The 25,251-nt window shown below is 73.1% G+C and carries 17 protein-coding genes and 1 pseudogene; 8 read left to right on the top strand and 10 right to left on the bottom strand.

Annotated elements, in window-relative coordinates; genetic code table 11:
* Positions 1-61: 61 nt before the first annotated feature.
* Entirely contained in the window at positions 62-1,474 is a 1,413-nt protein-coding gene (locus OG472_RS14215; RefSeq protein WP_405941513.1) for a glycosyl hydrolase family 28-related protein, read from the top strand.
* On the opposite strand, the gene OG472_RS14210 is transcribed toward OG472_RS14215, so the two are convergent.
* The 7 genes from OG472_RS14210 to OG472_RS14180 all read right to left on the bottom strand — a co-directional run bounded on the left by OG472_RS14210 (position 1,464) and on the right by OG472_RS14180 (position 9,833).
* Positions 1,464-2,279, bottom strand: coding sequence for an HpcH/HpaI aldolase/citrate lyase family protein (locus OG472_RS14210; RefSeq protein ID WP_401601146.1), 816 nt, complete (start codon positions 2,277-2,279; stop codon positions 1,464-1,466). The two genes, OG472_RS14215 and OG472_RS14210, sit on opposite strands and share 11 nt — an antisense overlap.
* Positions 2,276-3,469, bottom strand: coding sequence for a CaiB/BaiF CoA transferase family protein (locus OG472_RS14205; protein WP_405941512.1), 1,194 nt, complete (start codon positions 3,467-3,469; stop codon positions 2,276-2,278). The genes OG472_RS14210 and OG472_RS14205 overlap by 4 nt, the downstream gene beginning before the upstream one ends.
* Positions 3,466-4,377, bottom strand: coding sequence for a ribokinase (rbsK, locus tag OG472_RS14200; RefSeq protein WP_405941511.1), 912 nt, complete (start codon positions 4,375-4,377; stop codon positions 3,466-3,468). The genes OG472_RS14205 and rbsK overlap by 4 nt, the downstream gene beginning before the upstream one ends.
* Entirely contained in the window at positions 4,374-6,140 is a 1,767-nt protein-coding gene (locus tag OG472_RS14195; RefSeq protein WP_405941510.1) for an ADP-ribosylglycohydrolase family protein, read from the bottom strand. The genes rbsK and OG472_RS14195 overlap by 4 nt, the downstream gene beginning before the upstream one ends.
* The gene (locus tag OG472_RS14190) at positions 6,137-7,282 is read right to left on the bottom strand and encodes an ADP-ribosylglycohydrolase family protein (protein ID WP_401601135.1); all 1,146 of its coding nucleotides are present in this window, start codon (positions 7,280-7,282) and stop codon (positions 6,137-6,139) included. The genes OG472_RS14195 and OG472_RS14190 overlap by 4 nt, the downstream gene beginning before the upstream one ends.
* Positions 7,279-8,472: an ADP-ribosylglycohydrolase family protein gene (locus OG472_RS14185; protein ID WP_405943178.1), complete on the bottom strand. Its 1,194-nt coding sequence runs from the start codon at positions 8,470-8,472 to the stop codon at positions 7,279-7,281. The genes OG472_RS14190 and OG472_RS14185 overlap by 4 nt, the downstream gene beginning before the upstream one ends.
* 365 nt (positions 8,473-8,837) lie before the next feature.
* Positions 8,838-9,833, bottom strand: a complete 996-nt coding sequence (locus OG472_RS14180) for an ADP-ribosylglycohydrolase family protein (protein WP_327413455.1) — start codon at positions 9,831-9,833, stop codon at positions 8,838-8,840.
* A 251-nt stretch (positions 9,834-10,084) separates the two neighbouring features.
* On the opposite strand from OG472_RS14180, the gene OG472_RS14175 reads away from it, so the two are divergent.
* The 3 genes from OG472_RS14175 to OG472_RS14165 all read left to right on the top strand — a co-directional run bounded on the left by OG472_RS14175 (position 10,085) and on the right by OG472_RS14165 (position 17,203).
* Complete coding sequence (locus OG472_RS14175; protein ID WP_401601132.1) at positions 10,085-10,816, top strand: VIT1/CCC1 transporter family protein; 732 nt, start codon at positions 10,085-10,087, stop codon at positions 10,814-10,816.
* Positions 10,817-11,211: 395 nt separating this feature from the next.
* Positions 11,212-15,750 carry a glutamate synthase large subunit gene (gene gltB, locus OG472_RS14170; protein WP_405943177.1) on the top strand — a complete coding sequence of 1,513 codons (4,539 nt, stop codon included), beginning with the start codon at positions 11,212-11,214 and terminating at the stop codon, positions 15,748-15,750.
* Positions 15,743-17,203: a glutamate synthase subunit beta gene (locus tag OG472_RS14165; protein ID WP_401601131.1), complete on the top strand. Its 1,461-nt coding sequence runs from the start codon at positions 15,743-15,745 to the stop codon at positions 17,201-17,203. The genes gltB and OG472_RS14165 overlap by 8 nt, the downstream gene beginning before the upstream one ends.
* Before the next feature lie 186 nt (positions 17,204-17,389).
* Here OG472_RS14165 and OG472_RS14160 read toward each other — a convergent pair whose 3' ends face one another.
* From OG472_RS14160 to OG472_RS14150, 3 genes and pseudogenes are all read right to left on the bottom strand, one after another.
* Entirely contained in the window at positions 17,390-18,577 is a 1,188-nt protein-coding gene (locus OG472_RS14160; RefSeq protein ID WP_405943176.1) for a hybrid sensor histidine kinase/response regulator, read from the bottom strand.
* Between the two features lie 444 nt (positions 18,578-19,021).
* Positions 19,022-20,764: pseudogene (locus tag OG472_RS14155) on the bottom strand (AAA family ATPase); the annotation flags it as partial.
* Between the two features lie 38 nt (positions 20,765-20,802).
* Entirely contained in the window at positions 20,803-21,129 is a 327-nt protein-coding gene (locus OG472_RS14150; RefSeq protein WP_401602440.1) for a CU044_2847 family protein, read from the bottom strand.
* Between the two features lie 214 nt (positions 21,130-21,343).
* Here OG472_RS14150 and OG472_RS14145 point away from each other — a divergent pair, with 214 nt between their 5' ends.
* The 4 genes from OG472_RS14145 to OG472_RS14130 all read left to right on the top strand — a co-directional run bounded on the left by OG472_RS14145 (position 21,344) and on the right by OG472_RS14130 (position 25,248).
* Positions 21,344-21,751 (top strand): GntR family transcriptional regulator, encoded by a 408-nt coding sequence (locus tag OG472_RS14145; protein WP_401601128.1) that lies wholly within the window; start codon positions 21,344-21,346, stop codon positions 21,749-21,751.
* Positions 21,748-22,641, top strand: a complete 894-nt coding sequence (locus OG472_RS14140; protein ID WP_405941509.1) for an ABC transporter ATP-binding protein — start codon at positions 21,748-21,750, stop codon at positions 22,639-22,641. The genes OG472_RS14145 and OG472_RS14140 overlap by 4 nt, the downstream gene beginning before the upstream one ends.
* A complete protein-coding gene (locus tag OG472_RS14135; RefSeq protein ID WP_405829718.1) occupies positions 22,638-23,672 on the top strand; it encodes an ABC transporter permease in 1,035 nt (344 codons plus the stop codon). Before OG472_RS14140 ends, OG472_RS14135 begins: the two co-directional genes overlap by 4 nt.
* Before the next feature lie 286 nt (positions 23,673-23,958).
* Positions 23,959-25,248 carry a DUF1906 domain-containing protein gene (locus tag OG472_RS14130; protein WP_405941508.1) on the top strand — a complete coding sequence of 430 codons (1,290 nt, stop codon included), beginning with the start codon at positions 23,959-23,961 and terminating at the stop codon, positions 25,246-25,248.
* Positions 25,249-25,251: the final 3 nt, after the last annotated feature.

Raw genomic sequence — 25,251 nt, 5'->3', positions numbered from 1 at the left:
TCACGCAAGAGGGGTGCCGCCACCACGCGGCACCCCTCTTCGTCTGTCGGTGCCCACTGACATGATCATCTCCGATGACCGTCGTCACGAGGGGGAGATCATGACCGAACAGCCGCCGAAGACCGCCCGCCGGGCCCTGCTGACCGGAGCCGTGGCCGGACTGGCCGGAGCCGCGGTGATATCCGGCGGCGCGCCGGCCACTGCGGCGGGCGCGGCCACGGGCTCGGGCACGCCGGACTGGTTCGACGTGAAGGGCCACGGCGCGGTCGGCGACGGAGCCGCCGACGACACCGCCGCCGTCCAGCGGGCACTCGACGCGGCAGCCGCCGCAGGTGGTGGCACCGTGTACTTCCCCGTCGGAAAGTACCTGGTCAAGCCCGCCGGCGGCGCCCCGGCCCTGGCCGTCAAGGCCGACGGCATCCGCCTCGTCGGCGCCGGGGCCAAGGCCGCCACCCTGGTCAAGGGCGCCGACGGCATCCTGCTGCGGATGTCCGGTACGGGAGCGGCCTACTCCACCGGCGCCACACATCGCCGCCACTGCGCCGTGGAGAACCTCGGATTCAACGGCAACCGCAAGACCGGCCTGCTGGTGGAGCTGTACTACAACAACAACTCCGCCTTCCGTGACGTCTTCATGTCGTCGAACAACGACATGTGCATCGACGCCGTGGAGTTCTGGGACTCGCGCTTCACCAACCTGGTCATCGAGGACTGCACCGGCACCACCGGCAGCACCACCCAGCCCAACATCTGGCTGCGCAACGCCTCCTCCGCCACCGAGGGCGCCTGGGGCCACAGCAAGGACAACATCAACCAGATCCACTTCACCGGCTGCCGCCTGGAGGCCTTCGGCACCGGCGCGCTGTGGATCGGGCAGGGCGCGGTCACCACCAACAACCCCAACGGCGTCTACCTCACGGACTGCAAGTTCGAGACCTCCCGGATGCAGGGCGGCCCGCACCTGAAGACCGACGCGGGCTGCAAGCACGTCTACGCGAACCACATCTACTGCTACGCGGGCGACTTCGCGGCCGGTACCCCGGCCACCGCGCGGAACATCATCAGCTGGGCGGCGAGCTCCAGCGCGCTGGAGAACGTGGTCATCGCCAACCGGGACCGGGCCACCGTCAACGCGGGCGTGGCCCTGTATTCGGGACCCGGCTCCACCGCCGTGCTGCGCAACGTCGTCGGGCTGTACGGCACCGCGCCCACCGGCACCCACATCTACTACGAGCAGTCCTCCACGGGGGACTTCCGGGTGGAGAACAGCTACGGCACCCTCGGCGCCCAGGCCACCGGCACGATCCCGGTCAAGAACGCGCCGAACCCGCCGCTGCGGCTGGTGCCCGGCCCGGTCACCGACGCCTCCTTCACCCGCCCGCCGCTCGACGGCACCATGGCCGTGGACTCCGCCAACAAGCGGCTCTACGTCCGGGTCGGCGGCCAGTGGCTCTGGTCGGCACTCAACGCGTAGCCATCCGCCGGGACAGGGCCAGGGTGCGGTGGGCCGCCGCCACGACGGCCGGGTCCACGAACCGGCCGTCGGGCAGGGCCAGGGCGCCCGGGGTTGCCCGGGCGGCGCTGAGGACCTCCTCGGCGGCCGTGACCTCCTCCGGTGCCGGAACGTAGGCCTGCTCGATCACCGGCAGCTGGCGCGGATGGATCGCCGCCCGGCCGAGGAAGCCGAGGGACCGGCCGCGGACGCACGAGACGGCCAGCGCCTCCAGGTCCCGGATGTCCGGGAACACCGACTGGGTCGGGGGCGCCAGCCCCGCCGCGCGGGCCGCGACCACCACCCGCGCCCGGCACCAGTCCAGCCCCGTCTCCGCGCTGACGGCCAGATCGGCCCGCAGGTCCGCCTCGCCGAGGGAGAGCCCGCGCAGGGCGGGGTGCGCGCGGGCGATCTCGTACGCGCGCTCCACGCCCAGCGCCGACTCCAGCAGGGCGTGGAGGCCGACCCCGCCGGTGCGGTCGGCGATCGCGCCGATCTGCTCCGGGGCGCTGATCTTGGGCAGCCGCAGCCCGGCGAGCCCGCGCAGCCCGCCGAGCGCGTTGAGGTCGGCGCCGCCCCAGGGGGAGTCCAGGGCGTTGACGCGGACGTGCACGGGGACCGGGGGCCGCTCGCCGAGCAGTTCGGCGGTGGCGGCGCGGGCGTACTCCTTGCGGGAGACCGGTACCGCGTCCTCCAGGTCGACGATCACGGCGTCCGCCCCGCAGCCGAGGGCCTTAGCGACCACCGCGGGGCGGTCGCCGGGTGCGTACAGCCAGGTCAGGATCACAGGGCCCCCTCGGTCCGCAGCTCGGTGATCTCGGCCCGGGTCAGCCCGAGCTCGGTCAGGACCTCGTCGGTGTCCGCGCCGTGCGCGCGGCCGGCCCAGCGGATCCCGCCGGGGGTCCCGGACAGCCGGAAGAGGATGTTCTGCATCCGCAGCGGGCCCAGCTCCGGGTCCTCGATCTCGGTGACCGTGTCGAGGGCGGCGAACTGGGGGTCGGCCATCACGTCCCGGATGTCGTACACCAGGGCGACGGCCGCCTCGGCGTCCTCGAAGGCGGCGGTGACCTCCTCGGCCTTGTGCCGGGCGATCCAGCCGCCGACCGCCTCGTCCAGGACGTCCGTGTGCCGGGCCCGACCGGCTCCGGTCGCGAACCAGGGCTCCGCGATCAGCTCCGGCCGGCCGACCAGCCGTACGACCCGCTCGGCGATGGACTGCGCCGAGGTGGACACGGCCAGCCAGCGGCCGTCGGCGCTGCGGTAGGTGTTGCGGGGGGCGTTGTTCGCGGAGCGGTTGCCGGTGCGGGGCTGGACGTAGCCGAGCTGGTCGTACCAGAGCGGGTGCGGGCCGAGCACGGTGAGCATCGGCTCGATGATGGCCAGGTCCACGACCTGGCCCTGCCCGGTGCGGTCGCGCCCGGCCAGGGCCGTCATCACGGCGTACGCGGTGGTCAGTGCGGCGATCGAGTCGGCGAGCCCGAAGGGCGGCAGGGTCGGCGGCCCGTCCGGTTCCCCGGTGATCGCGGCGAAACCGCTCATCGCCTCGGCCAGGGTGCCGAAGCCCGGGCGGTGGGCGTACGGGCCCTGCTGGCCGAAGGCCGTCACGCGGGCCAGGACGAGGCGCGGGTTGGCGGCGGACAGCTCGGGCCAGCCGAGGCCCCACTTCTCCAGCGTGCCGGGGCGGAAGTTCTCGATGACCACGTCGGCGGTCGCGGCCAGGCGCAGCAGGGTGTCCCGGCCGCCCGGGGTGGACAGATCGAGGGTCATCGTCCGCTTGTTCCGGCCGAGCAGCTTCCACCACAGGCCGATCCCGTCCTTGGCGGGGCCGTGGCCGCGGGAGGGGTCGGGGATGCCGGGGTGCTCGACCTTGACGACCTCGGCGCCGAAGTCGCCGAGGAGGGTGGCGGCGAGCGGCCCGGCGAACAGGGTGGCCAGGTCGAGCACGCGCAGCCCCTCCAGGGGCCCGGTGGTCGTCACGAGGCGGCCCCGGGCCGCGCCGCGGCGAAGGCGTCGGTTTCGGCGCGGGTCGGCATCGAGTCCTGGGCGCCGGGGCGCTGCACGGACAGGGCGGCCGCCGCCCCGGCCCAGCGCAGGGCGTCGGGCATCGGCCGGCCCTCGCCCAGGGCCACGGCGAGGGCGCCGACGAAGGTGTCCCCGGCGGCCGTGGTGTCCACGGCCCGGACCCGCGGCGCGGGCACGGCGAGGGGCGCACGGCCGCGGGCGGCGTACAGGACTCCGGCCGCGCCGAGGGTGATCACCACCTCGGGCACGTCGTTCAGCAGGGCCTCGGCGGCCTGGCCGGGGTCGGTGAGGCCGGTGAGGGCGGCCGCCTCGTGCTCGTTCGGCACCAGGAGGTCGGTGGCGGCGAGGAGTTCGGGGGGCAGCGGCTGGGCCGGGGCCGGGGTGAGGACCGTACGGACGCCGTGCGCGCGGGCGGCGAGGGCGCCGGCGAGGACGGCGGTGAGGGGGAGTTCGAGCTGGAGGAGGAGGGAGTCGGCGGCCGCGATCCGGGTGTCGTCCCCCGCCTCCAGGACGGTGACGCGGGCGTTGGCGCCGGGGATGACGATGATGCTGTTGCCGCCCTCGTCGTCCACGGTGATGTGGGCGGTGCCGCTGGCTCCCTCGACGGTGCGCAGGGCCGCGGTGTCGATCCCGTCTGCGGTGAGCGCGGAGCGCAGCCGTACGCCGAACTCGTCGGTCCCGACCGCCCCGATCATCACCACCTCCCCGCCGGAGCGCGCGGCGGCGACGGCCTGGTTGGCGCCCTTGCCGCCGGGGACCGTGCGGAAGGCCCGTCCGGTGACGGTCTCCCCGAGGCGGGGGGCCTTGGGGACGTAGGCGACGAGGTCCATGTTCGTACTGCCGAGCACGGCGATTGCCGTCATGAGCGTGCTGCCTCCTGTGCGGTGAGGTGGGCGAGGGTGTCGAAGCCGATGCCGTCGAAGCCGGGCACGGTGGTGGCGAGGCGGTTCTTGAGGGGAGCGGTCCAGCGGTGCGGGAGGGCGCCGGGGGAGCCCGCGACCAGTGCGGCGAGGGCGCCGGCGGTGGCCCCGTTGGAGTCGGTGTCCCAGCCGCCGGACACGGCGCGGCAGACGGAGCGGGTGAAGTCCCCGTCGGCGTGGGTGAGGGCGGCCGCGATCAGGGCGGTGTTGGGGATGGCGTGGACCCAGTGGTAGTGCCCGAAGCGTGCGTGCAGCCGGTCGACGACGAGGTCGAAGTCCGCCTCGTCCGAGGCGGCCCGGATCCCGAGGCGGACGGCCTCGGCGAGGCGGGAGCGGGGCGGTACGACGGCCAGCCCGGCCCGGAGCGCGGTGTGGACGTCCGCCCGGCCGGTGGCGGCCTCGGCGGTGGCGGCCGCGATGAAGAGGGCGGCGTAGACGCCGTTGCCGGTGTGGGTCAGGACGGCGTCCCGGTACGCCTGGGCCGCGGCGGCGGCCGGGTCGCCCGGGTTGGTCCAGCCGTGGACGTCGGCGCGGATGAGGGCGCCGATCCATTCGCGGAAGGGGTTGTGGTGGGTGGCGGTGGCGGGCGGCTCCAGCCCGAGCAGGAGGTTGCGGTACGCGATGCGCTCGGCGGTGAAGGTCCGCCCGGCGGGCAGTTCGTCGAGCCAGAGGCGGGCGACGTCGGCGGTGGTGAAGCCCTTGCCGTGCCGCTGGAGCAGGAGCAGGCCGAGCAGCGGGTAGTTGAGGTCGTCGTCCTCGGGCATGCCGTCGATGTTCTCGGCGAGCGAGGTGGGGGCGGAGCGGCGGTTCCAGGGGTGCGCGGCCAGCACCTCCGGCGGTACCCCGCGTGCGCTGAACCAGTCGTTCAGCGGCCAGTTGCCGGTGGCGCGGGCCAGCGCCCGGATCCCCTCCAGGGGGAGCTTCTCGACGGGTTTGCCGAGCAGGCAGCCGACGGCCCGGCCGAGCCAGGCGGCTTCCAGCCGGGTCCGCAGGTCCTGCCCGGCCGGGGCGTCCGCGTCGGGACGGTCCTGCCGGGCGGCTTCCGGCCGGGTCCGCGGGTCGTGTCCGGCCGGGGTGGCGGGGTGCACGGACAGCCCGTGGCCGCCGGGTTCCCGGTGCTGCGCGGCCGCGGCGCCGGGGCGGGAGGCCGACCGGTGTCCGGCGGGGTCCGGGTCCTGCGCGGCCGGGCTGCCGGGGGAGTGCGGGGTGGGTCCGCCGGGGTCGCGGTCCTGCCCGGTGGCCCGCGGCCGGCGCTGCGCGTCGTGTCCGGTCCGGGCGGGGTCGTGCGTCGTTGCCGGGGCTGCGGGGTGCGGGGACGGTTCGTGTCCGGTCGGGGCCCGGTCCGGCCCTGCCGGGTCGACGGGGTGCTGCTCTGCGGCGGGGGCCGGGGGTGGGGGCCAGTCCGGGCAGGCTGCGACGATGGCCTTCCAGGGCTGCGGTTCGGCGGCGGCCAGCGGGGACGTCTGCGCGGCGAGTTCGTCCAGCAGGCCGACCGCGAGGGCGCGGAGCTCCGGGGCCGCCGGGGTCGGGGAGGCGCCGTCGCGGTCCGGGGCCGGGCCGCCGCCCGCCGCCAGCCAGGTGCGCCGGGCGGGCTCCGGGTTCCGGCCGTCCTCGGCCGCCTGGCGCAGCTCGTGCCCGACGAGGTCCTCGGGCTGGGCCCATGTGAGCCGGACGGAGTCCGGGGCGCAGGCCGCGGGCGCCGTCATCGCGGGGCCGAGATCGCGGTGAAGGCCGACTCGTGGTTCCGGCGGCGGGCCCGGTCGAGGGCGAAGACCTCCCGGGCCACGGCGGCCATCGCCAGCGCCGGGGCGTGCAGGTCGAGGCGGCTGGCCTCGGCGACCTGCTTGGCCCAGACGGCCGGGACCACGGCCTCGCCGCCCAGGGCCCCGGCGATCGCCCCCGCCATGGTGGCGATGGAGTCGCAGTCCCGGCCGTAGTTGACCGCGCCGAGCACCGAGGCCTCGTACGCGCCGTCCGCGACCAGCAGCATCCCCAGCGCGACCGGGAGTTCCTCGATGGAGTGCAGCCGGGAGGGGCGGCGGGCGTCGAGCGAGGGGGTGCGGTAGTCCGGGCCGACCGAGTCGTACGGGGCCACCGCCGCCCGCAGCGGGGCCAGCGCCGACTCGAAGTCCCGGTGGCCGGAGGCCACTTCACGTACGGCGGAGATCGCGGCGCGCGTGCCGTCCTTGGCCAGGGACAGGGCCGTGTCCACCACCGAGGCGGCCGTCGCCCCGGGCACGCACGCGGCGGCCACCGCCGCCGCGAACACGCCCGCCGCCTCCCGCCCGTACGAGGACTGGTGGGCGCCGGCGATGTCGAGCGCCTCGGCGTACGCGCCCGCCGGGTTGCCCGCGTTGGCGAGGCCCACCGGCGCCATGTACATCGCGGCCCCGCAGTTGACGATGTTTCCGCTGCCGGCCTCGCGGGGGTCGACGTGCGCGTAGTGCAGCCGGGTCACGATCCACTTCTCGGCGAGGAAGATCCGCTGCAACGGCAGGGCCTCGGCCTCCAGTTCGGGGATCCAGCGGGGGTTGTTCATGAGGTCGGGGACCAGGTGCTCGGCGATCGCGTGGGAGTCGAGGTGGTCCCGTACGGCCTCGTACACGCGGACCAGCGCGTGCGTCATCAAGGTGTCGTCCGTGACGTGCCCGTCGCCCTTGTGGTACGGGGCGATGGGGCGGGCCGTGCGCCAGTTCTCGTGCCACGGGCCGACGATGCCGTGCACGCGGCCGCCGTGCCGTTCCACGATCTGGTCCGGGGTCCAGCCCTCCACCGGGCCGCCGAGCGCGTCACCGACGGCGGCCCCGACGAGAGCGCCGCAGGCCCGGTCCTCCAACGTGAGCGTCATGTCCGAATCATCCCCTGAGGTTTGGGTGAGGTGAGTTCCGTACGCGCCAGGAGCGCGGCGAGTTCCACGAGGTCGGTGCCGGCGAGGCGGGGGAGGGCGCAGCCGGACAGGGTGCGGCAGGCCTCGCGCCAGGCGGCGGGGATCGAATCGCCGCCGCCGAGCACGCCGGTGAGCGCGCCGGCGAGGGCGGGGGCGGAGTCCGCGACGCGGGACAGGCAGGCGGCCGCCGGGACGGCCTCGGTCACCCTGCCGCGGGCGGCGGTCGCGAGGGCGAGGGCCACGGGGACGGTCTCGGCGGCGGCGATCCCGTAGCTGTAGACGTGGTCCACGATCTCGTGTTCGAGGATGGGCACGATGGCGAAGGCGCCGCCGCCGTCCGTGCGGGTACGGGCGAGGTCCACGGCGTGGCGGGCGTTGCGGCCGATCTCGGTGGCCTCGGGGAGCTGGGCGAGGGCGGCCTCCACGGCGGCGTCGACGTCCGCGGTGGCGAGGGCGGCGGCGATGGCCGCGGCCATGGCGCGGGCGCCGTGGACGCCGTCGCCGTCCTGGGTGTAGCGGGCGTCGAACTCGGCGAGGTCGGCGGCGGCCCCGGCGTCGCCCGGATGGACGACGGCGAGCACGCAGGCGCGGATGCAGGCGGCGTCGTCGAAGTAGTGCGGGTTGTCGTGGCCGGTGGCGGGCGGGCGCAGGCCGGTGGCGAGGTTGCCGAGGCCCGCGCGGACGGAGATCCGGGCGCGGAGGGGGAGGACGGCGGACTCGACCTCGGGCGCGCGTTCCGCCGCCGCGGCGACCTCGGAGGCCAGGGCGTTCCACGCGAGGTCGATGGCGGCGCGCATGCGGCGGGACCGGGAGAGGTCGCTGAGCAGGACGCCGGCGGCGGTGAGCACGGACTCGGCGACGAACGCGGCCCACTCGGCGTCGTCGGACGGGCCGAGGCGCAGGGGCTCGGGGGGCTGGTTGAGGGCGATGGGGACGGGGAGGGTGGTGGTGGCGTTCTGCTCGGCGAAGGTGTCGAGCTCGCGGGTGAGACGGCGGGTCCATTCGGGCATCCGGCTGGCGCGGTGGCGGGCGGCGGGCCACCCGGCCGCGTCGCCTGCGGCGAGCCCGAGGAGGAGGCCCTCGATCCGCCGGGGCCCTGCGGGCGGCTCGGCGGGTGCGGAGGCCGTCGGCGGGGCGGGCCGCTCGACGATCCGGACCCCGGCGATACGGAGGCCCGGCCCCGGGCCGAGCACCCCGAAGGCCACATCACCGGCCCAACCGCGCGCCGCCTCGACCAGGGGCCGGCCCCCGGCCACGGCCAGGGCCCCGGCCAGGGCTCCGAATTCGCCTCCGGCGAGGGTCCGGACCCCGGCTCCGGCCGCGGATGTGCGGTGATCCGGGTGCGGGCCGCCGGCGTGGGCGGAGACTCCTCCCACCCCGCCCGTTCCCGAATCCGGGGGCAGCCCCCCGGCCCCCCGGTCCCAGGTGCCGTCGGGTGCTGTGCGTGGTTCTGGATCCGGAGTGCGTTGCGTCGGGCTCGGTGTTGCGTCGGGCCGGGGTCCGGGTGGCTGCGGGGTCATCGGGGGGCCTCGTATTCGGGGGTGAGGAGGTCCGCGATGTCGAGGACGTGGTAGCCCCGCATCGAGGGGAGGCAGCTGCCGCGGACCGGGCCGATGGCCGAGGACCAGGCGGCGGGGATCGCGGCGGCGCCCGACATCGCACCGGACAGCGCGCCCGCCACCGCCGCCGTGGTGTCCGCGTCGCGGCCCATGTTGACCGCGGTCAGGACCGAGGAGGGGAAGTCGCCCCGGCACGCGGCGAAGGCGCCGAAGGCGAGGCCGACGGCCTCGGGGGCCAGGTCCGTCCACGGGTAGCCGCCGATGACCACCGCCGAGCGCACCGCCCGTTCCCCGCGCGGGGCGGCGGTGACCGCCCGGCGCAGGGAGCGGGCCGTCCAGGAGTCGGACGGGATGACGGAGAGGGCCGCGGAGACCACGGACGCCGGGCTGCCGCCGGCCATCGCCGCGGCCACGCCCGCCGCCACTGCCTGGCCGCCGTAGATGCCCTCGCCGTCGTGGCTGACCGTGCCGTCGATGGCGACCAGCCGGGCCGCTTCGGCGGGCCGGCCGGCCGCGAAGACGCCGAACGGCGCCGCCCGCATGGCGAGACCGTCCGACCACGCGTGCCGGTGCTGGGCGGAGATGGGGGCGGCCAGGCCCCGTCGGAGGTTTTCGAGGGTGCCGCGCTCCGAGAACCCGGCGCCGCGGAACGGGCCTTCGTCGAGGTCCGCGATCCAGTGGTGCCAGGCGCGCTCCACGTGGGAGACGGTGAGGGCCGAGCCGTGGCGGGCCAGCAGCAGTCCGGAGAAGATCGCGTACTCGGTGTCGTCCGTGCCCGCCGGGTCCTCCGACACGAAGCCCTCGATGCGGCCCCATTTCGCCCGGATCTCCGACGGCTTCATGTTCTCCGCGGGGGCGCCCAGCGCGTCGCCCACCGCGAGCCCGAGAAGAGCGCCCCTGGCCCGTTCGAGGAGGACCTGCGGATTGCATGCAATCAGCTTCACCGGCTCCATGGCGCGCCTCTCCCACATTGGATGGGGCTCATCATGAGCCCTTGGGGGATTTGTGCCACGGCATGTGGTTTGTCGCTCGTCGCGAAACACCCCGCGAACCCCGCCGTCACCCGGTCGCCGACCCGCAAAACCGCAGGTAAGTACGGCCTTCCTTGCTGGCGGGCGACAGAAATCGTGCGTACTTTCGAGGTGTTCAGGGGGAGCGGGGTGTCTCGCGGCACCCGTTCGCACAAATGGGGAGATATCTCGGCATGTCCATCATCGACATCGAAGCACCGCTGCACACCGCGCACCGGGACAACCACACCCACCGCGACGTCAACGGCGGATGGCTGCGCCCGGCCGTCTTCGGTGCCATGGACGGCCTCGTCTCCAACCTCGCCCTCATGACCGGCGTGGCCGGCGGCGCCGTCGCCCCGCAGACCGTCGTCATCACCGGACTTGCGGGCCTCGCGGCCGGCGCCTTCTCGATGGCGGCCGGCGAGTACACCTCCGTCGCCTCGCAGCGCGAGCTGGTCCTCGCGGAACTGGACGTGGAGCGGCAGCAGCTGCGCAAGCACCCGGTCGACGAGATGGAGGAGCTGGCCGAGCTCTACGTCTCCCGCGGGGTCGAGCCCATGCTCGCCCGCGAGGTCGCCATGCAGCTGTCCCGCGACCCCGAGCAGGCGCTGGAGATCCACGCCCGCGAGGAGCTCGGGATCGACCCCGACGACCTGCCCTCGCCGCTCGTGGCCGCGGTCTCTTCCTTCGGCTCCTTCGCGCTGGGCGCGCTGCTCCCCGTACTGCCGTACCTGCTCGGTGCCACGTCCCTGTGGCCCGCGGTGCTGCTCGCGCTGGTCGGCCTCTTCGCCTGCGGCGCGGTGGTCTCCCGGGTCACCGCCCGGTCCTGGTGGTACAGCGGCGTGCGCCAGCTCGTCCTGGGTGGCGCGGCCGCCGGTGTGACGTACATCCTGGGAACCTGGATCGGCGGATCCATAGGCTGACCGGCCTCGGAGTGAGACACTATGCAGTGCACCACATAATTAGTCCGTTACCCGGCGGTTTCGATCCCGTGTCCGCCGGGCATCAGACCAGGGCTCCGGGCAACGATGCCCGCCCTGCACCCGGGACCTCCGCCTCGTGCTACGCCGGTCTGCCTCCGTAGAACGCCCGTAGAACGCCGCGAAAGTCCCCTCTTCCTGCCTCGTGCAGTGTCCGCATGCTGGAATGGCATATCCGCTTCTCGGGATTGTCGTCATCATGTAATCTGCACGAAATTTCGCAGAGGGCCAACGTCGTCCCTCGGCTATGCACATATGCCACGACGACGACGGGAGAGCCGATGCGTTCCGCATCCACGCACTCCGCGACCGGCCTCAGCACCACCGCCTGGTCGCCCATGGACGGTCGCCCCGCCCAGCAGGGCATGTACGACCCGCGCAACGAGAAGGACGCCTGTGGCGTCGGATTCGTGGCGAACCTCACCGGCGAGGCCACCCACACCCTCGTTGAGCAGGCCCTGACCGTATTGCGGAACCTCGAGCACCGCGGCGCGACCGGCTCCGAGCCGGACTCGGGCGACGGCGCCGGAATCCTCAGCCAGGTCCCGGACGCGTTCCTGCGCGAGGTGGCCGGCTTCGAGCTCCCCGAGGCCGGCGCCTACGCCGTCGGCATCGCCTTCCTCCCCGCCGACGGCACCGCACAGGCCGTCGCCGTGGAGCAGATCGAGGCCATCGCCGCCCAGGAGAACCTCACGGTCCTCGGCTGGCGCGAGGTCCCGGTCACCCCGGACCTGCTCGGCAACGGCGCCCGCGCCACCATGCCGGCCTTCTCCCAGCTCTTCGTGAGCAACGGAAGCACCGGCATCGAGCTGGACCGCAAGGCCTTCGTGCTGCGCAAGCGCGCCGAGCGCGAGGCCGGGGTCTACTTCCCGTCGCTCTCCGCCCGCACCATCGTCTACAAGGGCATGCTGACCACCGGCCAGCTGGAGCCCTTCTTCCCCGACCTCTCCGACCGTCGCTTCGCCTCGACGCTCGCCCTGGTCCACTCGCGGTTCTCCACGAACACCTTCCCGTCCTGGCCGCTCGCCCACCCGTACCGCTTCGTCGCGCACAACGGCGAGATCAACACGGTCAAGGGCAACCGGAACTGGATGAAGGCCCGCGAGTCCCAGCTGGCCTCCGAGGCCTTCGGCGACGGCGTGCTGGACCGGATCTTCCCGATCTGCACCCCGGACGCCTCCGACTCGGCCTCCTTCGACGAGGTCCTGGAGCTGCTCCACCTCGGCGGCCGGTCGCTCCCGCACAGCGTGCTGATGATGATCCCGGAGGCGTGGGAGAACCACACCTCCATGGACCCGGCCCGCCGCGCGTTCTACAAGTACCACTCCACCCAGATGGAGCCCTGGGACGGCCCGGCCTGCGTCACCTTCACCGACGGCACCCAGGTCGGCGCGGTCCTCGACCGCAACGGTCTGCGCCCCGGCCGCTACTGGGTCACCGACGACGGCCTCGTCGTCCTCGGCTCCGAGGTCGGCGTGCTCGACATCGACCCGGCGAAGGTCGTCCGCAAGGGCCGCCTGCAGCCCGGCAAGATGTTCCTCGTCGACACCGCCCAGAAGCGGATCATCGAGGACGACGAGATCAAGAACGAGCTGGCCGCCGCCGCCCCGTACGCGGAGTGGCTGGAGACCGGCGAGATCGAGCTCTCGGACCTGCCCGAGCGCGAGCACATCGTGCACACCCACGCCTCGGTCACCCGCCGCCAGCAGACCTTCGGCTACACCGAGGAAGAGCTGCGCGTCATCCTCGCGCCGATGGCCCGTACCGCCGGCGAGCCGCTGGGCTCCATGGGTACGGACTCCCCGATCGCGGCCCTGTCCGAGCGCCCCCGGCTGCTCTTCGACTACTTCACCCAGCTCTTCGCGCAGGTCACCAACCCGCCGCTGGACGCCATCCGCGAGGAGCTCGTCACCTCGCTGCTGTCCTCGCTCGGCCCGCAGGGCAACCTGCTGGAGTCGACCGCCGCGTCCTGCCGCAGCGTCACCCTGCCCTTCCCGGTGATCGACAACGACGAGCTGGCCAAGCTCATCCACATCAACGCCGACGGCGACATGCCGGGCATGAAGGCCGCCACGCTCTCCGGCCTCTACCGGGTCTCCGGCGGCGGCGAGGCGCTCGCCGCGCGGATCGAGGAGATCCGCGGCGAGGTCGACGCGGCCATCGCGAACGGCGCGCACCTGATCGTCCTGTCGGACCGCCACTCGGACGCCGAGCACGCGCCGATCCCGTCGCTGCTGCTCACCTCCGCCGTGCACCACCACCTCATCGCCACCAAGCAGCGCACCCAGGTGGGTCTGCTGGTCGAGGCCGGTGACGTCCGCGAGGTCCACCACGTCGCGCTCCTCATCGGCTACGGCGCCGCCGCGGTCAACCCGTACCTCGCCATGGAGTCCGTCGAGGACCTCCTGCGCGCCGGTACCTTCCTGACCGGCCTGGAGCCGGAGCAGGCCATCAAGAACCTGATCTACGCGCTCGGCAAGGGCGTCCTGAAGGTCATGTCGAAGATGGGCATCTCCACCGTCGCCTCCTACCGCGGCGCCCAGGTCTTCGAGGCCGTCGGCCTGAACGAGGACTTCGTCGGCACCTACTTCGCGGGCACCGCCACGAAGATCGGCGGCGCCGGCCTGGACGTCATCGCCAAGGAGGTGGCCGCGCGCCACGCCAAGGCGTACCCCGTCTCCGGCATCGCGGCCACGCACCGCGCGCTGGAGATCGGCGGCGAGTACCAGTGGCGCCGCGAGGGCGAGCCGCACCTGTTCGACCCGGAGACGGTGTTCCGCCTCCAGCACGCCACCCGCAACCGCCGGTACGACATCTTCCGGCAGTACACGGACCGCGTGAACGAGCAGTCCGAGCGCCTCATGACGCTCCGCGGCCTCTTCGGCTTCAAGAGCGACCGCCCGTCGATCTCCATCGACGAGGTCGAGCCGGTCTCCGACATCGTCAAGCGCTTCTCCACCGGCGCCATGTCGTACGGCTCCATCTCCAAGGAGGCGCACGAGACCCTCGCCATCGCCATGAACCAGCTGGGCGCCAAGTCCAACACCGGTGAGGGCGGCGAGGACCCGGACCGTCTCTACGACCCGGCGCGGCGTTCGTCGATCAAGCAGGTCGCCTCCGGCCGCTTCGGCGTCACCTCCGAGTACCTGGTCAACGCGGACGACATCCAGATCAAGATGGCGCAGGGTGCCAAGCCCGGCGAGGGTGGGCAGCTGCCCGGCCACAAGGTCTACCCGTGGGTCGCCAAGACCCGGCACTCCACCCCGGGCGTCGGCCTGATCTCCCCGCCGCCGCACCACGACATCTACTCCATCGAGGACCTGGCTCAGCTGATCCACGACCTCAAGAACGCCAACCCGGTCGCCCGCATCCACGTGAAGCTGGTCTCCGAGGTCGGCGTGGGCACGGTCGCCGCGGGTGTCTCCAAGGCCCACGCGGACGTCGTCCTCATCTCCGGCCACGACGGCGGTACGGGAGCCTCCCCGCTCACCTCGCTCAAGCACGCGGGCGGTCCCTGGGAGCTCGGCCTCGCCGAGACCCAGCAGACCCTGCTGCTCAACGGGCTGCGCGACCGGATCGTCGTCCAGACGGACGGCCAGCTCAAGACCGGCCGCGACGTGGTCATCGCCGCGCTGCTCGGCGCCGAGGAGTTCGGTTTCGCGACCGCGCCGCTCGTCGTCTCCGGCTGCGTCATGATGCGCGTCTGCCACCTGGACACCTGCCCGGTCGGCATCGCCACGCAGAACCCGGTCCTGCGCGAGCGCTTCTCGGGCAAGCCCGAGTTCGTCGTCAACTTCTTCGAGTTCATCGCGGAGGAGGTGCGCGAGCTCCTCGCCGAGCTGGGCTTCCGCACGATCGAGGAGGCCGTCGGTCACGCCGAGCTCCTCGACACGACGAAGGCCGTCACGCACTGGAAGGCACAGGGCCTCGACCTGGAGCCGCTCTTCTACGTGCCGGAGCTGCCCGAGGGCGCGGTGCGCCACGCCCTGATCGAGCAGGACCACGGTCTGGAGAAGGCGCTCGACAACGAGCTCGTCGAGCTCGCCGCCGACGCGCTGAACGCGGACTCCGCGGAGACGGCCCAGCCGGTCCGCGCCCAGGTCGCGATCCGCAACATCAACCGGACCGTCGGCACCATGCTCGGCCACCACGTCACCAAGAAGTTCGGTGGCGCGGGCCTGCCCGACAACACGATCGACCTGACCTTCACCGGTTCGGCCGGCCAGTCCTTCGGCGCCTTCGTGCCGAAGGGCATCACCCTCCGCCTGGAGGGCGACGCCAACGACTACGTCGGCAAGGGCCTCTCCGGCGGCCGGATCGTGGTCCGCCCGGACCGCGGCGCCGACCACCTCGCCGAGTACTCCACCATCGCCGGCAACACCATCGGCTATGGAGCCACCGGCGGCGAGATGTTCCTGCGCGGCCGCACCGGCGAGCGCTTCTGCGTCCGCAACTCCGGCGCCCTGGTCGTCTCGGAAGGCGTGGGCGACCACGGCTGCGAGTACATGACCGGCGGCACCGCGGTCGTCCTCGGCGAGACGGGCCGCAACTTCGCGGCCGGCATGTCGGGCGGCGTCGCGTACGTCATCGACCTCGACCCGAACAACGTCAACGTCGGCAACGCGGGCGCCGTCGAGGCCCCGTCCGACACCGACAAGCAGTGGCTGCACGATGTGGTGCGCCGCCACGAGGAGGAGACCGGCTCGACCGTGGCCGCGAAGCTCCTGGCTGACTGGTCCGTCGCGGTGGACCGCTTCAGCAAGATCATCCCGACCACGTACAAGGCAGTGCTCGCCGCCAAGGACGCCGCTGAGCTCGCCGGACTCTCGGAATCCGAGACCACGGAGAAGATGATGGAGGCGGCGACCCATGGCTGACCCGAAGGGCTTCCTCACCACCCAGCGCGAGACCGCCTGTACCCGTCCTGTCGCCGACCGGCTGAAGGACTGGAACGAGGTCTACGTTCCGGGCTCGCTGCTCCCGATCATCAGCAAGCAGGCCGGCCGCTGCATGGACTGCGGCATCCCGTTCTGCCACAACGGGTGCCCGCTCGGGAACCTGATCCCCGAGTGGAACGACTTCGCGTACCGCGACGACTGGTCGGCGGCGAGCGAGCGCCTGCACGCCACGAACAACTTCCCGGAGTTCACGGGGCGCCTGTGCCCGGCCCCGTGTGAGTCGGCGTGCGTCCTCGGCATCAACCAGCCGGCCGTCACGATCAAGAACGTCGAAGTCTCGATCATCGACAAGGCCTGGGACAACGGCAACGTCACCCCGCAGCCGCCGGAGCGCCTTTCCGGCAAGACGGCCGCCGTCATCGGCTCCGGCCCGGCGGGTCTCGCCGCGGCCCAGCAGCTGACCCGGGCCGGCCACACCGTGGTGGTGTACGAGCGCGCCGACCGCGTCGGCGGCCTGCTGCGCTACGGCATCCCCGAGTTCAAGATGGAGAAGGTGCACATCAACCGCCGCATCGAGCAGATGCGCGCGGAGGGCACCAAGTTCCGTACCGGCATCGAGGTCGGCCGCGACATCACCGCCACCGACCTGCGCAAGCGGTTCGACGCGGTGGTCATCGCGGCGGGCGCCACGGTCTCCCGCGACCTCCCGGTCCCGGGCCGCGAGCTGAACGGCATCCACTTCGCGATGGAGTACCTGCCGCTCGCGAACAAGGTGCAGGAGGGCGACTTCATGGCGCCCCCCATCACCGCCGAGGGCAAGCACGTCGTCGTCATCGGCGGCGGCGACACCGGCGCGGACTGCGTGGGCACCGCCCACCGCCAGGGCGCGGCCTCGGTCACGCAGCTGGAGATCATGCCGAAGCCGGGCGAGGACCGCAGCGCCAACCAGCCCTGGCCGACCTTCCCCATGCTCTACAAGGTCACCTCGGCGCACGAGGAGGGCGGCGAGCGGGTCTACTCCGTCTCCACCACCCACTTCGAGGGCGACGAGGACGGCAACGTCAAGGCCCTGCACCTGGTCGAGGTCGAGTTCGTCGACGGCAAGCTCGTCCAGAAGCCCGGCACCGAGCGCGTCCTCCCGGCGCAGCTGGTCACCCTGGCGATGGGCTTCACGGGCACGGACCAGGCCAACGGTCTGGTCGACCAGTTCGGCCTGGACCTGGACGCCCGCGGCAACATCGAGCGCGACGCCTCCTACGCGACCAACGTCGACGGCGTCTTCGTCGCCGGCGACGCGGGCCGCGGCCAGTCGCTCATCGTCTGGGCCATCGCGGAGGGCCGCTCGGCCGCCCGCGGCGTGGACCGCTTCCTGACCGGAACCAGCGCGCTCCCGTACCCGGTCAAGCCGACGGACCGCTCGCTGACCGTGTAGCACCCGCAGTACCCCCGCCCCGCGAAGGGCGGGACCCCTCATACGGTCCGTACAACGGCGTACGGAACTCCCGACACAGCGCCCGTCATGTCCCCGACCAGGGATGACGGGCGCTGTGGCGTTCCCGGGGCCGCTGCTCGGGGCCGCTGTTCGGGGTGCACTCGTACCCGTAGGCGTCCCGGTCCGTCACGGTCCGTCACGGTCCGGGCGGAGCCAGTGGTGGACGAGCGGGAGGAGCTGTTCGCCGTCGAGGGACTTGGCGGCGTAGTCGGACGCGCCCGCGGCCAGGGCCTTCTCGCGGCCCAGGGCGGTCGCCTTGCGGGCGAGGGCGATGACGGGGCGCTGGGAGGGGCCGGCCAGTCGGGCGATGACGGAGGCCGCTGCGGAGCCGCCGCTCATTCCCTGACCGGGCAGGCGCAGCAGCACCAGCGCGACGTCCGGGGCGGCGGCGACCGCGGCGACCGCCTGCGGTACGCGTTCTGCCCACAGGACTTCCAGGCCGTGGCGCTCGAAGTCGGTGGTGAGGGCGAAGGCCACCCGGACGTCGTCGTCCACGATCAGCACCTTCTGCCCGGAGAAGCCGTAGGCCGTGGTGGACACGGTGCCATCGGCGTGTTCCCGCGGCCCGGACAGCTCCCACGGCTCCGGCTGGGGCACCGGCCCGCCGGGAACGAGCGGGAGGTAGAGGGTGAACACGGACCCGAGTCCGCGTTCACTGGCCACATGGATCTCGCCCTCCATCAGCCGGGCGATCTCCCGGCTGATGGACAGCCCGAGCCCGGCCCCGACGTACCGCTTCCCGGTCAGGTCGCCGGCATGCTCGAACGCCTCGAAGATGACCTTCAGCCTTCCGTCGGAAATCCCGATCCCCGTGTCGCTGACCGAGAAGGCGATCAGCTCCGCCGCCTTCATGTCGGCGAGCCGTCCGTGGACCGACGGCGGCACGTCCCGGCCGGCGGGCCGGATGTCGAGCCGTATCTCGCCGTGGTCGGTGAACTTCACGGCGTTGGCGAGCAGGCTGCGCAGGATCTGGAGCAGACGCCGTTCGTCCGCGTGCAGGGTCGCCGGCAGCTCCGGCGCCACCCGGACGGACAGGTCCAGCCCCTTGACCTCCGCCAGGGGCGAGAACGCGGCGTCGAGATGGTCGGCGACCTGGAGCAGGGGAACCGGGACCGGGAGGATCTCCATGCGGCCCGTCTCCGCGTCCGAGAGGTCGAGGATGTCGTCCAGCAGGAGGAGGAGGTCGCGGCCCGCCCCCTGGATGGCCCGGGCGTACTCGACCTGCTTCGGGGTGAGCGTCCGGTCGGCGTTGTCGGCGAGCTCCTGAGCCAGGAGCTGCAGGGAACTCAGCGGAGTGCGCAGCTCGTGGGACATGTTCGCCAGGAACTCGCTCTTCTGCCTGATCGACAGGGCCAGCACTTCGTTGTGCTCCTGGAGGGTCTGCCGCGCCTCTTCGGTCCGGGCGTACTGGACCTCCATCGCATCGTTCTCGTGGGCCAGCTGCGCCGCCTGCTCCTCCAGCTGGCGGTTCGCGGCCTGGAGCGCCGCCTGGCGGTTCTCCAGCATCGTGGAGCGCCGGCGTAACTGCTCGGTCAGGGCCTGCGACTTGGTCAGCAGGACCTCGTTGTGCTGCTGGACGAGGATGGCCGCCGCGCTGCGGTCGACGAACTCGGACACCACGGCGGGCACGTCGGTGCTGCGCTCGCTCCGCCAGTGCTCCGCCTCCGACACCCGGGCGGCGGAGAGCAGGTCTCCGTCCGCGGCCCGCTCCTCCATGACCGCGAGCCACTGCTGGAAGTCGGCATCGGCGTCGACCCAGTCGGCGAGCCTGGTCCATTCCCTGATCAGCGCCTCGTGGGCGATCTCCGCCGTTCCCGGTCCGGTCGTCCCGAGCACGACCAGCCGCTGGTCGGGCTGCGCCAGGAGCCGGGCGACCTGCCAGTCCCGGCCCAGATGGGCACGCAGGGCGGTCACCCGGACCGCGCTGCTCGCCCCGCCGCGGGCCCGCACCATCGACAGCAGCACCCGCCGGATCCGGGCCTCGTCCAGTCGCCGGGCCAGGAACCGGAAGGCGTTCTCGGCGTGCCGGTTGAGCGCGCCCGCGACCCCGCCGAGGGCGTGGTAGCCGTCGAAAGTGATCTTCCGTTCCTGCTGCATGGGCCAGAGCTCGGTCAGGGCGAACTCGAGCAGCGGGAGGCTGCCCGGGGCCTTGGCCGCCTCGGCGGCGATCGCCTCGGCGACGCCCTGGCTGTAGACGACCCCGGCCGCGGCGGCCGGTTCGACGATCACCCGGGTCAGCGCGGCCTCGTCCAGCGGGGAGACGTTGAGCTGGCGGTCCTGGATGCGCGGACCGATGGCGGGCAGATCCAGCAGGTCCGGCAGGAAGTCGGACCGCAGGGTGCAGACGAGCCGCACCGGTGAGTCGCCCACGGTGTCCGGTTCGGGGAGCATCCGCTCCAGGAACTCCTGGCGCAGGGCGGGGCCGCCGTTGCTGAGGACCTCTTCGAACTGGTCGCCGATGAGGGTGAGCCGACGGCCGGTGAGCAGCGCGATCCGCGTGGCGACCGGCCAGAACCCCTCATCCCTGAGGGCGCGCGCCCTGCTCTCCAGCCGTTCCAGGGTGTGGTCGGCGTCGGGGTTCTCCAGGTCCAGCAGCGCACGGGCCACCGAGTCGTAGGGGGTGTATCCGGGCCGGAAGGTCGCCACGGTCCAGCCGTCGGCGGCCAGCGCCGGCTGCAGGCCGGCCCCGACCAGGGAGGACTTGCCGACTCCCGAGGGGCCGGCCACCACGACGCAGGGCTGGTTCCGGAGCATCGCCCGGAGGCGTTCGATCTCCCTTTCACGGCCCACGAACACGCCGGCCCGGGCATCGGCCGCGGTGAAGGCCTGCAACCCCCGGTAGGGGCACGGGGCCAGCACGCTGCGTTCCAGGACCTCGGGCCAGGCCGACGCCATTTCCGACACGGGTACGGCGTACGCGTCCTCGTGCTCGCCGCCCCGGCTCGCGACGGCCAGCATGCCGATCACCACGTCCCCCCAGCGGTCGGAGGCGATGGCGGCGGCGCCGCTGTACCCCGGCTGGGCGCGCAGCGCGGACTCGCCGGACGTGTCGAGCTGGACCAGGCCGCCGCCGACGGCGCCCCGCAGCACGCAGCTGCTCCAGGCGCCGTTGGCCTTCCGCGGCGGGTTCCCCGGGTAGCCGAAGACGGACACCTCGGTGGTCTGCGCCAGGCCGTTCCTGGGGTCGACGAGCCGGGCCGGCCCGGCTCCCACCGGCAGGGTGTCGCCCCCCACCAGCACGAGTCCCGCGACGTCGCGCCCGGGCCGCCGGTCCCCCGGCGGAGGGTCCCAGGCCACGATCCGGCAGTTGCGCAGCGGAGCTCCCTCGGCGTCGCCGAGCAGGACGAACTCGACCTGGACGCGGGCCTCTTCACCCGGTCGCTCGGTGGAGCCCTTCGGTCTGCCCAGGGCCACGTTGACGACGTGCGCGCAGGTCACGATGTGCTTGTCGCCCACGACGAAGCCGACCCCGACGGGGACTTCGGACGTGCCCTGGCGCAGCTTGACGACGAACCCCTCGCGCCGCGCGCCGATCCGGTTCAGGCGCGGTGCCAGACGAGCCGGACGGCGAAGTTCACCTCTGCCGTGCCCTTCGCGACGATGACGCCGGTCTCGCCGCCCATCTTCAGCCCGAACTCGATCTCGGCCTCGTCCGGGCCCAGTTCGCGTACCGTCCGGGCGACCCTCGCCAGCGTGGGCTTCACCTGGTCCAGGGCCTCCTGCACCGAGATGCGGGCCCGCCCCACCAGCCCGTCGCCTGCCGCGAGTTCCAGGTCGGATCCCGCCAGTGCCCCGTCGACCTCGAACACGACGGCGGTCTCGTCGCCGCCGTCCTCCAGCGTCATGGAGATGAGTTGTCCTGCCACGTCCGCCACGCTCCCCATGGCTCCGGGACCGCCCGCGGTCCCTCCTTGCACCCGACACGCACATCCTGGGGCACCCCGAGGGCATCGCGCAGGGTTATGGGCCAGAGCACCCAATCAGCTCTGCCCGCGCCCGGGTTGAGGCGTGCCTCCCTTGACAGTGATCGCCCACCCATAGTCCTATAGTGCTAGGAAGCTAGATGAATAGAGGAGGACAGTGATCGAGTTTCACCTCGATGCCCGGTCCGGCGTCGCCCCGTACATGCAGCTCGTCCACCAGGTGCGTCAGGCCCTGCGGCTGGGGCTGTTGGCCCAGGGGGACCGGCTGCCGACCGTCAAGGACGTGGCGGCCGGCGTGGCGATCAACCCGAACACCGTGCTCAAGGCCTACCGGGAGCTCGAGTACGAGGGCCTGGTCGCGAAGAAGCCCGGAGTCGGCACGTTCATCTCCGGCACGCTCAGCGACGACTCGCTCTCCGAACACGAGCCACTGCGCCGGGAGCTGCAGCTGTGGCTCGACAAGGCGCGGGCCGCCGGGCTGGGCGAGGAGAGCATCGAGGCCCTGTTCCTGAGCACCTTCCGCGCCCGGACCGGCACGGACACGCACACCGAAGAGGAGCAATGACCGCCATATTGGAAGCCCGCGCGCTGGGCAAGCGGTACGGCCGCAAAGAGGCGCTGAGCGACTGTACCCTGAGCGTGCCGTCCGGGCGCGTCGTCGGCCTGGTCGGGCCCAACGGAGCTGGCAAGTCCACCCTGTTGCAGCTGGCCTGCGGGCTGATCGGCCCGACCTCCGGCAGCATCGAGGTGCTCGGCGGCCGGCCCGCCTCCGGGCCCGGGCAGCTCGCCAGGGTCGGCTTCGTCGCCCAGGACACCCCCACGTATGCCGGGCTGTCCATCGCCGACCACCTGAAGCTGGGGGCCCGGCTCAACCCGGGCTGGGACGCACAGCTGGCGCAGGACCGGATCCGGCAGCTCGGCCTGGACCCCGCACAGAAGGCCGGCAAGCTCTCCGGCGGCCAGCGCGCCCAGGTGGCCCTGACCCTCGCCGTGGCCAAACGGCCCGAGCTGCTGATCCTCGACGAGCCCGTCGCCGCCCTGGACCCGCTGGCCCGGCGGGAGTTCCTGCAGAGCCTGATGGAGGTCGTGGCCGAACACGGAACCACCGTCGTGCTCTCCTCGCACCTGGTCTCCGACCTGGAACGGGTCTGCGACCACCTGATCTCGCTCGTCGCCTCCCGCGTCCAGCTCGCCGGCGACGTCGAGGACCTCCTCGCCACGCACTTCCGGCTCACCACCGCGCGCCGCGAGGCCGCCACCCTGCCCGAGGGCATGCAGGTCGTCCGGGAGACGCACACCGAGCGGCAGAGCACCTTCATCGTGCGCTCCGACAAGGCGGTCCACGACCCCTCCTGGGTCCTGGAACCCCTCAACCTGGAGGACCTCGTCATCACCTACATGAGCCGGTCCGCCTCCGCGCCCGGCCCCCGAACCACCCGGGAGGACCAGCGATGATCTGGCTGACCTGGCGCCAGTACCGCGTCCAGACCCTCGCCGCGCTCGCCGTCCTGGCCGCGTTCGCGCTCTTCCTCGTGGTCACCGGCCTCCAGATGCGCGACCTCTACGACAGCACCGTCGCCGGCTGCCAGGGCGACTGCGCAAGGGCCAAGAACGCGCTGGTCGTCGAGTACCAGACCCTGACCTACTACGTCACGAGCGCGCTGCTCGCCGCGCCCGGCCTCATCGGCGTCTTCTGGGGCGCCCCGCTGATCGCCCGTGAACTGGAGACCGGCACCCACCGCCTCGTCTGGAACCAGAGCATCACCCGCGGCCGCTGGCTCCTGGTCAAGCTCGGGGCCGTCGGCCTGGTCGCCGTCGCCGTCACCGGGGTGCTCAGCCTCCTGGTGACCTGGTGGGCGAGTCCCATCGACCGGGTCAACCTGGACCGGTTCACCCCGCTCATGTTCAGCGGCCGTGCGATCGTCCCCCTCGGCTACGCGGCGTTCGCCTTCACCCTCGGCGCCTCGGCCGGACTCCTGATCCGGCGCACCGTGCCCGCGATGGCGGCGACCCTCGTCGCCTTCCTCGCGGTCCAGATCCTCGTGCCCTTCGCGATCCGCCCGCACTTCGTGATGCCGGAGCACACCGACGTCGCGCTCAGCTCCCTCGTCCTGGCGCCGGTCGGCAGCGACGGAGAATCCGGTGCGCCGGCGGACGGCTGGAACGTGAACCACGTCCAGCTGAAGGGCTACGGCGACGACGCCCACCTGGAGGTCGGGGTCCTCAGGCCGGGCGCCTGGGTCGTCTCCGACCCCGGCGCGACGCTCGATCAGTCCGGCCGGGAGGTCCGGGGCCCGCGCGGCTGTGCGGAGCGCGAAGGGGATCCCTTCAAGTGCTTCACCACCTCCGACCTCCACACGGAGGTCGACTACCAGCCCGCCGACCGCTACTGGACCTTCCAGTGGATCGAGACCGGGATCTTCCTCGCGCTCTCCGGGCTGCTGGCCGGGTTCTGCTCCTGGTGGCTGCGCCGTCGGACGGCCTGACCGGGACGAGGAGACAGGGGCGGCCGAAGCCAACGCAACTGGCTTCGGCCGCCCCTCGACTCTACTGGCGCCGGGCACGGGACAACGCCCGGTGGGCGCCGGCCGTCACCTGCCGAACGACGGGGCCGGGCCCGGTTCGCTCGTGCGGGTGATGAGGAGCGCCGACGGGGAAGTGCAGGGCACCGCGGGCCGGCAAGACCGGGACGAGACGGCCTACGCCGGACGGGCCATCCGGGGTGGTGCGCCGCACAGTTGAGGGGCGCGCCGTCTGGTAACCATCTGCAGCATGGCCCCCACCCGAACCCTGCTGAACGGGCTGCTCGGCGCCGCCGCCCTGCTGCTGTCCGTCCAGCCCTCCGTAGCCGCCGCCGACCGGCAGACCGTCGACTACCACGGGCTGCGCCTCGCCCTCCCCGCCGACTGGCGGGTCGTCGACCTCGACCGCGACCCCGGCGCCTGCCTCCGGCTGGACCTGCCCACCCTGTACCTGGGCCACGCCGGCACGCAGAGCGAATGCACCGGCCGGGCCGTCGCCAGCCGCGCCGACACCCTGCACCTCGAACCCCTCGACGGGGCTCCCGAACGCGCCGACGTCCTCACCGTCACCGTCGAGACCGCCACCGCGCTGCCCGAAGCCCCCCACCCCTCCGCCAGCAACGAGCTGCGCTACGCCCTGCTCCGGCCCGGGGTCATGGCCACCGTCTCCTACGGGGCCGCGCCCGACGCCGTACGCAGGGTCCTCAGCCGGGCCCGCGCCCTGGACCCCAGCGCCCCCGCCCCGCGCCCGGCGGCGCCCGCCGTGGCCCACGGCGGCGCGGACCACCGCGGCGTCCAGGAAGCCTTCAAGGGCGAGGGCTTCGACGCCTGCACCGCCCCGACCCAGAAGGCCATGGACACCTGGCGGGCCGATTCCCCGTTCCGTGCGATCGGCATCTACATCGGCGGCCGCGCCCGGGCCTGCGCGCAGCCGCAGCTCACCGCCCGCTGGGTCGAGCGGCAGGCCGCGGCGGGCTGGCACCTGATGCCGATCTGGGTGGGGCCGCAGCCCTGGAACAGTTCCAGCACCGGCCTGTCCACCGACCCCTCCGAGGCCGACGGGCAGGGGAGGGAGGCCGCCGAGGGCGCGGTGGACGCCGCCCGGTCCCTCGGCATGGCCGAGGGCACGGTGCTCTACAACGACCTGGAGCACTACACCGACCGTGCCACCTGGGACGCCCCCGTCGTCGCCTACCTGACCTCCTGGACACAGCGGCTGCACGAGCTGGGCTTCCGCTCCGCCGCCTACGTCTCGGTGAGTTCCGGCGTCAAGGCGCTGAGCGACCACTACCACCAGGCACCCCAGGCCATGCCGGACGTGCTGTGGGCCGCCCGCTGGAACCTCTCGGCCTCCGTCGGCGACGCCGACATGGGCCTGCCGGCGGGCACGGACCAGTGGGCCGGCCCGCGCCGGGCCCACCAGTTCCGCGGCGACCACGACGCCACGTACGGCGGGGTCACCATCAACATCGACCGCAGCTGGGTGGACGTGGACCCGGCGGCCCTCGGCCCGGTCGGGGGCGTCCTCCCGCTCAGCTAGCCG

The sequence above is a fragment of the Streptomyces sp. NBC_00207 genome (assembly GCF_045160965.1).
Lineage (GTDB): Bacteria > Actinomycetota > Actinomycetes > Streptomycetales > Streptomycetaceae > Streptomyces.
The sequence above is the reverse complement of the archived record's forward strand: the minus strand, read 5'-3'. Positions and strand labels throughout refer to the sequence as shown.